Genomic DNA, 12359 nt, shown 5'->3' on the forward strand with positions numbered 1-12359 from the left:
CGACGCCGGTAAACCGCCCAAGGTCGCCCTCGTCGCCGCCATGCGAAAACTCATCATCATGATCAACACTATCCTCAAAAGACACACACCCTGGAGCGAGCCGCAACAACACGGTTGCTGAGGTGCCTCGAAGGGGCCTCAAGGACGAGGCGGGCGCACCGACGCTCGAATGAAAATTCAAGGGGCAGCCCTGGAGCACACCATTCTAGGCTCCAGCCTTCGGCCGGGCGCGCCCCAAAATGATAGAAGATGCCGGACGGCGCTAGAAGCAAGCGAGGATCTGACATGCAAAGGGTGGTCGAGAACCGGAATTGATTACCGTTGTCCGCGGACAACAGGGACCACTCCAGAGCGGCGCGCAAGTTGTCCGCGGACAACCTCATGCAGAACCCGCGAGCACCCAACGGAAACCGCACCCATTTCGACGCTTGCCCGACGTCACCCGTCACGCCTCCCAACCGTCAAGCTTGAATTTGCCGCTTTGCAGCACTACCTCGTGACGGACCGAAGCGCTCACCCCTCCGAGCCGCTTCGGTTCGACGGACAGCATCTCTCCTCCCAGGCTGTCGGTCACTATCGAAGCCCGGCGCCCTCTCCCGCGCCGGGCTTTCGTTATCTCGGCAAACCGATGTCGTCGCCGGCGAGGACGTCTCCTCATTTGCCCACCACCGGAATGGATGCTTCAGGGATCGTCGTAGCAGAGCGCCCATTGATCGCCGATATACCAGCAGCGCCCGATCCGCGGGTCGGCCTTCCAGAGCAGGCTCTTGATGAACTCGATGCCGCCGCGCTTGAAGGCAGCCGTCAGTGCCTCGATCTCGTAATCGTCGATCGTCAATCCACCATCGGCACAGACGAAATAGGCTGTACTGATCCAGCGCGCTGCAAATCCACTCGCGCCGCGCTCGATGCGAAGTGCTGCGCCATGGGATGAATGACGGCCGCCACTCGACGGCCGGCCCTGGCGCGGTACACCAAGCGGCAACACCAGGCGCCCTCCGGGTCGCAACCTTTCGATCCAGGGCGCCGCCGGACGCCCGACGGCGAAGTTCACATAGATCGCATCCACCTCTTGCTGCGGCCATTGATTGCCGTCGGCGGCGATAACGGTGACATTGGCCCGATCGGCAAGCGCTGTTTGAGCGTGACCCGCTAGATCGGGATCCATCTCGACGGCATAGACATGACCCGCAGCACCCACCAACTCCGCGAGAATGGCGCTGTAATAGCCGGTGCCGGCCCCGATATGGGCGATGCGATCGCCGATTTGGACGTCCAGTTCATCCAGCAGCCGCGCATGCAGCGACGGGCTGCCATTGTTGACGCCCTTGTCGGGTTGCAAGGCGAACAACGCATCCTGATAGGCCAGAACCAAATCGGAGGAAAGCAGCGGGCGATATCCGCCACCCAGATTGGCGATCTGCCATGGCGGCGCACCGAGGAATTTTTCGCGCGGCACGACGGCAAAGGCGGCCTCGATCCGCGGGTTCGTCGTTCCGGCGGTTGCCGCCACCTGATGGGCGTAGGCCCGGCGGACCACCGCAAGGTCGTCGGTCGTGAACATCGCAATGGACATGATCAATCTCCGGACATGGCGCTGATCTGAAGTGTTGGCATTCGTGACGGAAGTTATGTGCTATTTTGCTTCCATTTCAAGAAGCTTCGTTGGTATTTCATATGCTTACTGGCGTCATGGCCCCGTCTCTTTGCCATACCCAGCCGGAATCACGATTGCCCTGTCTCAGGAATCTCCGGGCGAACCACCGACCGCCGATCAAGTACTTATGCGCACTTCTCTATGGCCCTAGACAACGGCCGCCAACCAATTATTCAACAGTCATGCTCGGGGCCAGAATGGTGTCAACTTCTTGAAATTCGCCTCCGGAGGCGAGGCGGGCAGCCGCAATGCGCGCAAGCGTCCCGGCGTGCCATTTGCAATTTCTTGTCCACGCCAGCCGAGGTTGGTTTCGAAATAGCGGGCTGCTGTTGCGATCCCTGGCCAGCAATGATCATCTAAAACAACGAGCCCACCAGGTCGTACGATCATCTGCAGATAATAGAGGTCGACGAATACATTGTGAAAAACGTGGCTGCCGTCGACGAAGGCCGCATCCGCCGAAAACTTCTCCGAAGCCATTCGCGGCAAGGCGATCTGGGATCGCTCCCTTACCAACGTCGCAATACTATCCAACCGGGCTGAGCAGATAATGTCCCAGCCTGCATCTTGAAATTCGCTTTCCTGGAAAGGATCGATAATCAAATGGTGACTTCCGCCGACTGAGACAAGCGCTTCGCCGATCGCCAGTGCCGAGCTCGCGTAAGCAAGGCCGATCTCGATGACCGTATTGGGACTTTCCGCTGCAATCACATCTCTAATTGCGTCGCAGTCGCGTTCCGGTAACGTGACCGTCCTGAAATCATCCGCCGCCCGCACCCACGCCGGTCCCTCATCAGCAAGTTTTCGACGTGTTTCTCGGATCAATTCGACATTTGTCATGGGCGCGGCTCTTCTTTCAATGTGGAGGTTCCGGTTGTCACTACGACCAAGGAATCTGCAGGCTTGTCTCCTAGCAATGTTGCAGAAGACGTCGTCCGCAGTCTTCTTTATCAAACCAGATCACTGCCCGAGTTCCAGGTTTCGAGTTGCGTCGCCGACGCCGCGTCGATGCCACCACCTTCCTGCAAGCTGCACCCTTTCAATTTTCAAAGGGCTACGAGATTTCGCTATCGCCAACAAATGTGCCCCTACGCCGCGCAGCGAATCTGATCTGCAAGCAGGCAGCATCGCCAGAGCCGGCCGAGCCTCGGGCATCAACAGCCTGCCAGAGCGCCAACGATGCAATCAGGCGCGAGGCGTCGCGCGACCCATGGCGTTTACGCTGAAACGCTTCTTGATCCTGTCGACGGGCGTCCCGTCCTGAAGCGGAACTTGGACCACCCTGTCATAGGTCTCAAAGCCCATCTTCGCGTAGTAGCCAAGTCCGCTGACATTGTCGGCGCGGATGGTCGCGTTGATGAAGTCGAGCCCGAATTCTTCCGCTGCCGCGCGGGTCGCCGGAAAAAGTGCGCTGCCGACGCCCGCGGTCTTTGGGTTCATGCGGGCAAAGGTCGCAATGTCGGCGACGCCTTTCGGCGGATCGCCGTATAAGCTCAATGATTGAAAGCCGACCAGCGCCTGATTGTGCTCGGCCACATGGCAGGCCAGCGGAAATTCGCCATCGATGAACCAGTCGGCGAATTCGGCAGCCGAAAGCGGGGTCTCGACCGCTGTCGTTCCGCCGGCCCGGATGATCTCGTTCAGGAGAGCGCTCAGTTCCTCGGCGTCGGAGGAGACGGCTTTTCTGATGTGCATGTCTTGGCTACCTCGTCATCCCGACAACCTATCGGCGAGATTTTGAGATGACAAGTCTGAGCTAACCAACACGATGCCGTGCGAATTTTGCCATGGAGGCGATGATGATGGCGGCCGATGCCGCACCGGGGTCGATATGGCCGATCACCCGATCTCCAAGCCGAGATGCCCGTCCCTTCGCCGCCAGCAAATCCCGGGTCGCTTCGCAGCCTTGGCGAGCTGCCCGCTCCGCAAGTTCGAAACATTCGGGCAGGGAGGTTCCCGAGGCCCAGGCATCGAGCACCGCGTTGGCCGCAGGCTTCCAGGCATCGACCATGGTCTTTTCGCCTGGCTCCGCCTTGCCGCGTTCCTGAATGCCCTGCGCCATCGCCGCGAAAACGCGCACGAACTCCTCGCCGCTCAGCTCCGGTCTGTCCTTGACGGCGGCTCCGGCGCGCATGAAAGCCGTCGCATAGAGCGGGCCCGATGACGCACCGACCGCATTCAGAAATGCCTTTGCCGCCGCGTTGAAGACGGCCGTCGGCGCAGTCTGCGCGGGGTCGAGTGCACCGGCGGCCTTGGCCGCGGCCTCACAGCCGGCGTCCATGGCAAGGCCATGATCTCCGTCGCCGATGGCGCCATCCAGCTCGCAGAGATGATCGCGCTGCGCCGCGATATCCCCAGCGATCAGGGCAAAGAGGCGCTGCAGGTCTTTCGTCGTAATTGCCATGGTCACCTCGCAAACATGGCGCAATCGCAGGGATGATCGATCAGGCGCTGCAGCTCGTCGTCGAGATGCATGACGGTGATCGACGCGCCTGCCATTTCCAGCGAAGTGCAGTAGTTGCCGACGAGCGAAGTGTGAATGACAAGCCCGGCTTCATCGAGCCGCGCCTTGACCCGCCGCATCATGATGTAGAGTTCCATCATCGGCGTCGATCCCAGCGAGTTGACGAGCAAGGCGACGCGATCGCCCCGCTCTGCCTTCATCTCCCGGAGGATGCTGTCCATCAGTTCGTCGGTCACCGCGTCGGCCGTCTTCAACGGCTGGCGGGCAACACCGGGTTCGCCGTGAATGCCCATGCCGATCTCCATCTCCTCCTCGCCGATCAGGAAGTTCGGCTTCAAAGTCTGCGGCAGCGAGCAGGGCGCGAGCGCCACGCCCATTGTATAGGTGCGCGCATTGGCGTGGCGCGCGGCGCGCTCGACCTCGTCGAAGGAATAGAGAAGATCGCAGGCAGCACCGGCGGCCTTGAAGATGAAGACGTTGCCGGCAACGCCGCGCCGCTTCTCTCTCTGATCGGCAGGGGCGGAGGCGACATCGTCGGTGGTCAGCACGGTGCGCACCTCGATCTCGTCGAGCGCCAGCATTTCCGCCGCCATGTCGAAATTCATCACGTCGCCGGCATAATTGCCGTACATGAAGAGCACGCCGGCGCCGCCGTCGACGGCCTTGGCGCAGGCGATGATCGGATCGGGCGGCGGCGAGGCGAAGACATTGCCGATCGCCGCGGCATCCGCCAGCCCCTTGCCGACATAGCCGAGAAATGTCGGTTCATGCCCGGATCCGCCGCCAATCACCAGCCCGACCTTGCCCTTGCGTCGCCCGTTTCTGGCAATGATCGCACGCGGCATATCCTCCACCGCATAGAGATGCCGGGGATGCGCCACGAGGACGCCTTGCAGCATTTCATCGACCGCATCTGCGCCTGCATTGATAAGCTTTTTCGTCTTCACGCCGATCCTCCCAGAACGAGCTCCGACTGCATAGATGCGGCTGGCGCGCGGGACGTCAATCCGCGAGCGGCAAGACCGCGGTGGCGAATGGTGCGAGCCGGACCTCTTTGGCCAATGCGTCGCCGCCAACCCGTCGCTCTTCGCCGGTCAGATTGACCACATAGATCCTCGCGCCGCCGGCATCCCGCGCCACGAAAGACAGCACCTGGGAGGGCGAAGACGAAACGCATTCCTGCCAGGACGCGCCGGCGAGTGCCGACAAAGTCTGCACCGTGTTGAAGAGCGGCCGCCGCCCGCCGCGTTCGGTCGGTTCATCAGGCCCGGCAATCAGGCCGAAAGGACCGGTCAGTGCCGAAAGCGTCAGGCATTCGAGACCGGCATCCAGCACCCGGATCGCGTAGCCGAGCGCAAAGGCCTCGGCGAAACACCCGTTGTGGCGCGGGTCGCGATTGGCCATCGGAATGCGCCCGCCGGACGGATTGTCCATGGTGCGGCTGCCGTAAGGGTTTTGTCGCATCGGGATCGTCGACGGGCCAATGCGATAGGGCTTGTCGCCGTAGATCGCGCGGACGGATCGCGTGATGAAGGGCAGCGCTTCCAATGTCTGCATGACGCTGAGATCGTCGGCCGCATGCACGATCGGGTTGGTGCAATGGCTGACGAAGTCGATCCCGCCTGCCGGTGCGCGTTTGCGGTTGAGTTCGGTGAAATAGCTCAGCATGCCGCCGCCGATGCGAATGCCCGGGAAGGCGGCGCGGGCCGCGGCATAGATCTCTTCGAGGGGAGGGCAGTCCGGCCATTTGCTGCCAGGCGGCGTCGACTGTCGATCGACGGAAGGCGAGATCAGGATCGAATCCGGCCGGAAGTCCGCGCGCTGCATCTGGCGGGCAATCTCGGCCGCTTCGCTCGATGGTGACGACTTGCAGGCAAGCGCGATCTCCAGCGTCGTGCGGCCGCTATGAGCGGCAGTGATCGCGGCAAATTTCTGCAGCGTTTCGGCGCCATGTCCGGCGTTCGGATCGAAATGGAAGAGAAGCTCGCGAGGCGCGATCTCCGACAGCAGCGACCGAGCCGAGAGCGTTGCATCGGCCTGCTCCGGCGTAACGACCACGCCGATACCGGGCATGCTGCCCGTTTGTGTTCCGAGTTCGAGTCTTATCACACTGCTCGACGTCGCGGCTGAAAGCGCTGCGGAACGGCTGGTGTCCCTGATCACGAGCGACGTCTTCTGCCGAACCGGTTGATTGGCGGGAATTTTGTAGGGCCAGGGCAGGGCAAGCGGCCTGACATAGGTCTTGTAGGAGGCGTCGGACCAGTTTCTCTGATCCTCCATTTCGAAGGTGTCGCCTTCCATCCGGCATTCCGCCGTCACATCAGGGACGACCTCATGGGAAATGGCGCGCATATCCTTGAACGGCTGCCAGGGCTCGATGACATCGGGAAAACGTGTCTCGACGATCCGGCCGTCGACATACTCGACCCTCGCCGCTGAACCGGCCACGCCGACGATCGGATGCAGGATGCAGAAGCCACAGCGATTGGTTTCGAAGCCGGTCTCGGAGACGGCTTCCGCCTCGAAATCGAGGCGGTCCGGATATCCCCGGATGCGGACGTCGATGACGAGCTTCGTTCCATCCGGTCCCTCGCAACGCGCCCGATAAGCGATGTCGAAACGGTCGTCGCCCTGCTCGATCCTGAGATCGGCGATCTCGGGGCTGTAGGTGCCCCAGTCCCGGTCGCGAACGAGGTAGGAAATCGCCCGCAGCACCTCGATCCCCTGGTAGCGGATCGTACGAAGGTTGCCATCGGCGAGATCGGCGGTCAGCTTTCCCGATGTCAGGCGAACCGGCGGCGTTTCCACAGCATGGGTGCCGTAAAGCTGGAAGGCATCGGCCGTCATCGCAGCATCGCCCCGACATCGATCGTCTGCCCCCTGGAAGCACTATCATAGGCGGCTTCGACGAGGGCGAAGGTCTTCAGATTGTCGGCCCCTGACGTCGAGTGCTCGGCGCCGCGCTTGAGCTGATCGACCCAATGCTGCTGGATCGCATAGACGCTCTCCTGGATATTGTGCCAGGGCCGCGAGGCCCAGGACAGCAGCTTCGGAGAGACATCCGTTCTGGTGGTGCCCTTGGCGTTGGTGATTTCGAGGCCATAACCCTGGCTCAGGCGGATCGTGCCCTCGGCGCCGTCGAGCTCGATCAGGGTCTCGGGGAACGGCTCTTTGGAAAGCTTGGTGGCGTAGCTCACGTCGACGACCGAGGTGGCGCCGTTCTCGTGATCGAGCAGAATGGTCGCGACATCCTCGCCCTTGATTTTTGGATTGACCCGCCTGGTGCGGGCGGTCAGCGAGCTGACGTCGCCGAGGATATAGCGGGCGATATCCAGCGTATGGATACCGAGATCTTCGATGATGAAGCGCTCGCCTTCGGCGAGATAGGGTTGACCGGAGAAGACGTCGTAGCCCGAGCGGAAGGAGAAGCGGCCCCAGAAGGGCGTGCCGATCGCGCCGGTGTCGAGCGCTGTGCGGACCGCCTGGATCGGCGTCTGCCAGCGAAAATTCTCGTGCACCATCAGGGCGACACCGGCCTCGCGACAGGCCGCGACCATCGCCTTCGCATCCGACAGCGTCTTGGCGAAGGGCTTCTGGCAGATGGCCGGCACCTTATTCCGGGCCGCCATTTCCACCAGCGCGCGGTGGCTCTGCACGGTGGTGGCGATATCGACGAAATCGAAGCCGCCATCGGCAAACAAGGCCTCGGCATCGCTGTAGCGGCGCTCGATGCCGAACTGGTCGCCGACGATGTCAAGCCGCTCCGGGTCGCGGTCGCAGATCGCGACGATCTCAGCACCTTCGACATCGTCCCAGGCATGCATCTGGTTGATCGCAAAGAAGCCGCAGCCGATCAACGCGCCTTTCAATTCGGTCATGTCAACCTGCCTTTGCCATCTGCATGAGGGTGACGCGCTGCTGCAGGCGGCGCTGCGCCTGGTCGACGACCACGGCGATGATGATGACGAGGCCCTTGATGACCATCTGCCAGAAGGAGGAGACTCCCATCATGACAAGCCCGTCGGAGAGGATGCCGATGACGAAGGCGCCGATGATCGTGCCGCCGATCGTGCCGCGGCCGCCCGACATCGAGGTGCCGCCGAGAACAGCTGCGGCGATCGCATTGAGCTCGAAGCTTTCGCCGGTGGCCGGATGGGCGGCCATCAGTTCCGAAGAGATGACGACCCCGACGATCGCCGCGCAAAGGCCGGAGAACATGTAGACGAATATCTTCACGACATCGACGCGGATACCGGACATGCGCGCTGCCCGCTCATTGCCGCCGACGGCAAAGATGTGGCGGCCGATCGGCGTCGAGCGGGCGACGTAGGCGGCCGCGAGCGCCAGCACGATCAGGATCCAGATCGAGACCGGCAGGCCGAGGATGCGGCCAGCGCCGAAGAAATCGAAGCCGGTCGTAGCATATTCCGGCCGGCCGACGAGGTTCGGAAAGGTCTGGCCATCAGACGACAGCAGCGCCAGGCCGCGGGCGACATAGAGCGTGCCGAGGGTGGCGATGAACGGCGCGACGTTGAGCTTGGTGATCAACAGGCCGTTGATCAGACCGATGATAAGGCCGATCGACAGCGTGATCAGCACGATCTCGAAGAGGTTGAAATAGATGGTGTAGCCGATCGGCAGTTCGATACCGTAGAGGATCAGGCCGCCGGCAACCATGCCGCACAGGCCGACGATCGAACCGACGGAGAGGTCGATACCGCCGGTGATGATGACGAAGGTCATGCCCATCGCCAGGAAGGCGTTCAGCGCCACATGTTTCGACATCAGGATCATGTTCGCCGTCGAGGTGAAGTTCGGCGCGAAGATCGCAAAGAAGATGATGACGGCGAAAAGCGCGATGAAGGTCCTGAGCTTCATCAGCGTCAGAAGCGCGGAGCCGTTGGCGCCCTTCGGCGCAAGAGTGGTAGAGGTAGCCGCCATCATGACGCGAGTTTCCCTTGATGTCCGTGTCCCTTGGCCGAAGCCGCGATGATCGCTTCCTCAGTCGCCTCGTCCCGGTCGAAGACAGCGACCAGCTGGCCGTTGCTCAACACCGCGATGCGATCGGATAGCGCCATGACCTCTTCGAGGTCGGAGGTCGAAAACAGAATGGCGAGCCCGTTTGCCGCCAGCCGCCGCATGGTGCGGAAGACGTCGGCCTTGGCGCCGACATCGATGCCGCGGCTCGGCTCGTCCATCAGCAGCACCTTCGGATTGGTCATCAGCGCCTTACCGATGACGACCTTCTGCTGGTTGCCGCCGGACATCGAGGTGACCTCGAAATCCGGATTGGGCGCCTTGATCGAGAGATCGCGGATCGCCTCCTGAATGGCGTTTTTCTCCGCGCCGCTGTCGATGTGGAAAAACCGGGTGAAACGCGAAAGGCTTGCGAGCGTCAAATTGGAAGCGATGGAAAGCACCTGCACCAGTCCTTCGCGCTGCCGGTCTTCCGGGATGAGCGCGAGGCCGCGGCGGATGCGCCGCGTCGTGTCGCGGGCCCGCACTTGCCTGCCGTCGATGAAAATCTTGCCGCTCGAATGCATATGACGCCCGATCACGCATTCGAAGAATTCGCTGCGCCCGGCGCCCATCAGGCCGTAAATGCCGAGGATTTCGCCTGCCTTGACCGACAGGGAGACATCGTTGACGGCAAGGCCGCCGGTCGGTCTGGGAAGGCTGATATTTTCGGCGCGGAACATCTCGCTGCCGATGGAATGGGTAACGGATTTCGCAAAATCCTTGGCATCCGAGCCGATCATCGAGCGCACGATCCAGCGCGTATCGATGTCGCGCACCATGGCATGGCCGGTGATCTGGCCATCGCGCAGCACTGTGATGTAGTCGCCGATCCGCATCAGCTCTTCCAGCCGGTGCGAGATATAGACGATCGCCACACCCTGCGCCTTCAGCTCGGCGATCACCTTGAACAGGATCTCGACTTCGGCCGCCGACAGCGCCGAGGTCGGCTCGTCCATGATCAGGATGCGGGCATTCAGAGACATCGCCTTGGCAATCTCGACGAGCTGCTGCTGGCCGATCGGCAGATCCTCGACCATCGTGTCGGCCTCGATGCCGGCATCGAGACGCCGCAGAAATTCATTGGCTTTCTCGACCTGCGCCTTGTGATCGATGCCGAGCAGGCCCCGGGTGATCTCGCGCCGGGCAAAAATGTTTTCGGCGACCGACATGTTGGCGAAGAGATTGAGCTCCTGGAAGATCATGCCGATGCCGTTGGCCTGCGCGTCGGCCGGACTGTCGAAGGAGACAGGCTTACCGTCGAGGATGATGCGGCCGAGCGTTGGGCGCTCGACGCCGGCGATGATCTTCATCAGCGTCGATTTGCCGGCGCCGTTTTCGCCGACCAGAACGTTCACCGCGCCGCGGCGCAGCTCCAGATTGGCGCGCTTGACGGCGACGATGCCCGAATAGACCTTCGACACATCGTCGAGGCGCAGGATGATATCGTCCTCTTGTGCCTCTGCCGCCGTCATGAGCCCACCTTCAGTTCAGAAGGGGTCACGAGCGGAAGCTCGCCGCTTTTCGGCAACGGAAAGGCGCCGATCACCGTCACCGTCTTGCCGGCGAGGCCGTCGCGCGGAACGGCGGCGAGAAAAGCGGTATTGGCCTTCTCGTTGAACGCCTTGCCGAACTGCGCCCATTCGATCTGGTTCTTGAATTCGTTGAAATTGACGAACTCCAGCGTGTCGCGCAGTGCGGTGCCGCGCAGCGCCGGTCCGATCTGCACCTTCGCATCGGCCTTGCCGTCGCCATCGGCGTCGACATCGAGCGTTGCCGCGCGCGAGGCCGTGTCGGCAGCAACGACCTTGCCGGTGATCTTCACCGCATAGGTCCAGGGCGAACTGCTCTGCTTGCGCGGATTGCCGTATTTCTCGCCGGCAGCATCCGGATTGGAGGCGGCAAGCTGCATGACGTCCTTCAGCTCGCCGGCGCGCTTTTCGAAATAGGGCACGACCTCAGGCTGCCAGATCGCCTCGACCTTGGCATTCGGGTCGAAAGCGGTCTTGGCCGCTGCCGCCGCCTTCTCCTCCGCGGTCGGCGTCTTGATGATCTTGCAACCGGGCAAGGCCGCCGCCACGACGGCGGCAAGCAGGGCGCCCTTCATTCTCAACATGCGGGTAAACCTCGACGTCTTGCAAAATGCATTGCGGAGGGCGCAACGCTGCACCCTCCGCAATTGGTGCTGATCAATTCGTCAGGGCGAAGGTCTCGAGCTTGCCCGAATTGTCGGCGTTGATGAGAACGCAATCCATCAACTGCTTCTCTTCCTTCGGCGTCGTCTTGTTCTTGATGTAGGCGTCGGCCTGTTCCACCGCCAACTGGGCCTGCGCATAGGCCGGCTGCAGCACGGTCGCTTTGATGCCGCCCGACTTGATCGAGTCGCGCACGTCATTGGAGCCGTCGAAGCCGACGACGATCACGTCCTTGCGGCCGGCGGCCTGAAGGGCTGCGATCGCGCCCATGGCCATGGTGTCGTTGCCGGAGATGACGCCCTTGATATCGGGGTTGGCCTGGAGGATGGTTTCCATCTTCGAATAGGCTTCCGTCTGGCTCCAGTTGGCCGACTGCTTGGCGACGGACTTCAGCTCCGGATAATCGTCGATGACGTCGTGATAACCCTGCGAGCGGATGCCGGCATTGGTGTCGGACTCCTTGCCCACCAGCTCGACGTAATTGCCCTTCTCGCCCATCAGCTTGACAAATTCCTGCGCTCCGAGCTGGGCGCCCTGATAGTTGTTCGAAACGATCTGGGCGACGGCAACGCCGGTCGCGTTGATTTCGCGGTCGATCAGGAAGGAGGGGATGCCGGCATCCTTCGCCTTCTTGACGGCGGCGACGGAAGCGTCCGCGCCGGCATTGTCGAGGATGATCGCTTTGGCGCCGCGCCCGATCGCCGTATCGATCATTTCCGACTGCTTGTTGGCGTCGTCGTCATGGGTCATGACGAGGGTCTCGTAGCCGAGTTCCTTCGCCTTGGCTTCGGCGCCGACGGCTTCGGCCTTGAAGAAGGGATTGTCATGCGCCGGCGTGATGATGGCGATGAGATCGGCCGCAAAGGCCGGCATGGCCGCTCCGAGCGCCAGCGCGCTGGCAAAGGCTGCAAGTGTTAGTCTGCGCGTCAGTTTCATTTTTTCCTCCCGTTGTGAATGAAGCCCCGTCTCCGGAGCGGTTACTCCGTCTCCCCGGAGCGGTTAAGGGGGAGGACTTGCCTCCCCGGGC

General features: G+C 62.1%; 11 protein-coding genes and 1 pseudogene. 1 reads left to right on the forward strand and 11 read right to left on the reverse strand.

Annotation, left to right across the window (positions count from 1 at the left end; all coding sequences use genetic code 11):
- A pseudogene (locus tag FHX14_RS33500) lies at nt 1-121 on the forward strand (IS110 family transposase); the annotation flags it as partial.
- Nucleotides 122-682: 561 nt separating this feature from the next.
- Here FHX14_RS33500 and FHX14_RS30815 read toward each other — a convergent pair.
- The 11 genes from FHX14_RS30815 to FHX14_RS30865 all read right to left on the reverse strand — a co-directional run bounded on the left by FHX14_RS30815 (nt 683) and on the right by FHX14_RS30865 (nt 12268).
- Nucleotides 683-1576 (reverse strand): rRNA adenine N-6-methyltransferase family protein, encoded by an 894-nt coding sequence (locus FHX14_RS30815; RefSeq protein WP_184380840.1) that lies wholly within the window; start codon nt 1574-1576, stop codon nt 683-685.
- 261 nt (nt 1577-1837) lie between these two features.
- Nucleotides 1838-2497, reverse strand: coding sequence for a class I SAM-dependent methyltransferase (locus FHX14_RS30820; RefSeq protein WP_184380842.1), 660 nt, complete (start codon nt 2495-2497; stop codon nt 1838-1840).
- A 345-nt stretch (nt 2498-2842) separates the two neighbouring features.
- Nucleotides 2843-3352: a GNAT family N-acetyltransferase gene (locus FHX14_RS30825; protein ID WP_184380845.1), complete on the reverse strand. Its 510-nt coding sequence runs from the start codon at nt 3350-3352 to the stop codon at nt 2843-2845.
- Between the two features lie 61 nt (nt 3353-3413).
- Nucleotides 3414-4061 carry a dihydroxyacetone kinase subunit DhaL gene (dhaL, locus tag FHX14_RS30830; protein WP_184380846.1) on the reverse strand — a complete coding sequence of 216 codons (648 nt, stop codon included), beginning with the start codon at nt 4059-4061 and terminating at the stop codon, nt 3414-3416.
- Nucleotides 4062-4063: 2 nt separating this feature from the next.
- The gene (locus FHX14_RS30835) at nt 4064-5068 is read right to left on the reverse strand and encodes a dihydroxyacetone kinase subunit DhaK (protein ID WP_184380848.1); all 1005 of its coding nucleotides are present in this window, start codon (nt 5066-5068) and stop codon (nt 4064-4066) included.
- A 55-nt stretch (nt 5069-5123) separates the two neighbouring features.
- The gene (locus FHX14_RS30840) at nt 5124-6968 is read right to left on the reverse strand and encodes a hypothetical protein (RefSeq protein ID WP_184380850.1); all 1845 of its coding nucleotides are present in this window, start codon (nt 6966-6968) and stop codon (nt 5124-5126) included.
- Nucleotides 6965-7999 (reverse strand): Gfo/Idh/MocA family oxidoreductase, encoded by a 1035-nt coding sequence (locus FHX14_RS30845; protein WP_184380852.1) that lies wholly within the window; start codon nt 7997-7999, stop codon nt 6965-6967. Before FHX14_RS30845 ends, FHX14_RS30840 begins: the two co-directional genes overlap by 4 nt.
- Nucleotide 8000: 1 nt before the next feature.
- A complete protein-coding gene (locus tag FHX14_RS30850) occupies nt 8001-9065 on the reverse strand; it encodes an ABC transporter permease (protein WP_054185406.1) in 1065 nt (354 codons plus the stop codon).
- Nucleotides 9062-10612 (reverse strand): sugar ABC transporter ATP-binding protein, encoded by a 1551-nt coding sequence (locus FHX14_RS30855; RefSeq protein ID WP_184380854.1) that lies wholly within the window; start codon nt 10610-10612, stop codon nt 9062-9064. The genes FHX14_RS30850 and FHX14_RS30855 overlap by 4 nt, the downstream gene beginning before the upstream one ends.
- Nucleotides 10609-11253 carry a DUF2291 domain-containing protein gene (locus tag FHX14_RS30860; RefSeq protein ID WP_184380856.1) on the reverse strand — a complete coding sequence of 215 codons (645 nt, stop codon included), beginning with the start codon at nt 11251-11253 and terminating at the stop codon, nt 10609-10611. The genes FHX14_RS30855 and FHX14_RS30860 overlap by 4 nt, the downstream gene beginning before the upstream one ends.
- A gap of 73 nt (nt 11254-11326) precedes the next feature.
- Nucleotides 11327-12268 carry a D-ribose ABC transporter substrate-binding protein gene (locus FHX14_RS30865; RefSeq protein ID WP_184380858.1) on the reverse strand — a complete coding sequence of 314 codons (942 nt, stop codon included), beginning with the start codon at nt 12266-12268 and terminating at the stop codon, nt 11327-11329.
- Nucleotides 12269-12359: the final 91 nt, after the last annotated feature.

The sequence above is a fragment of the Rhizobium sp. BK619 genome (assembly GCF_014195245.1).
GTDB lineage: Bacteria > Pseudomonadota > Alphaproteobacteria > Rhizobiales > Rhizobiaceae > Rhizobium > Rhizobium acidisoli.

Bases quoted from the DNA above. Each gene is read 5' to 3' on its own strand.
- FHX14_RS30815 (WP_184380840.1), bottom strand. From the start codon at position 1,576: ATGTCCATTGCGATGTTCACGACCGACGACCTTGCGGTGGTCCGCCGG.
- FHX14_RS30820 (WP_184380842.1), bottom strand. From the start codon at position 2,497: ATGACAAATGTCGAATTGATCCGAGAAACACGTCGAAAACTTGCTGAT.
- FHX14_RS30825 (WP_184380845.1), bottom strand. From the start codon at position 3,352: ATGCACATCAGAAAAGCCGTCTCCTCCGACGCCGAGGAACTGAGCGCT.
- dhaL (WP_184380846.1), bottom strand. From the start codon at position 4,061: ATGGCAATTACGACGAAAGACCTGCAGCGCCTCTTTGCCCTGATCGCT.
- FHX14_RS30840 (WP_184380850.1), bottom strand. From the start codon at position 6,968: ATGACGGCCGATGCCTTCCAGCTTTACGGCACCCATGCTGTGGAAACG.
- FHX14_RS30845 (WP_184380852.1), bottom strand. From the start codon at position 7,999: ATGACCGAATTGAAAGGCGCGTTGATCGGCTGCGGCTTCTTTGCGATC.
- FHX14_RS30850 (WP_054185406.1), bottom strand. From the start codon at position 9,065: ATGATGGCGGCTACCTCTACCACTCTTGCGCCGAAGGGCGCCAACGGC.
- FHX14_RS30855 (WP_184380854.1), bottom strand. From the start codon at position 10,612: ATGACGGCGGCAGAGGCACAAGAGGACGATATCATCCTGCGCCTCGAC.
- FHX14_RS30860 (WP_184380856.1), bottom strand. From the start codon at position 11,253: ATGTTGAGAATGAAGGGCGCCCTGCTTGCCGCCGTCGTGGCGGCGGCC.
- FHX14_RS30865 (WP_184380858.1), bottom strand. From the start codon at position 12,268: ATGAAACTGACGCGCAGACTAACACTTGCAGCCTTTGCCAGCGCGCTG.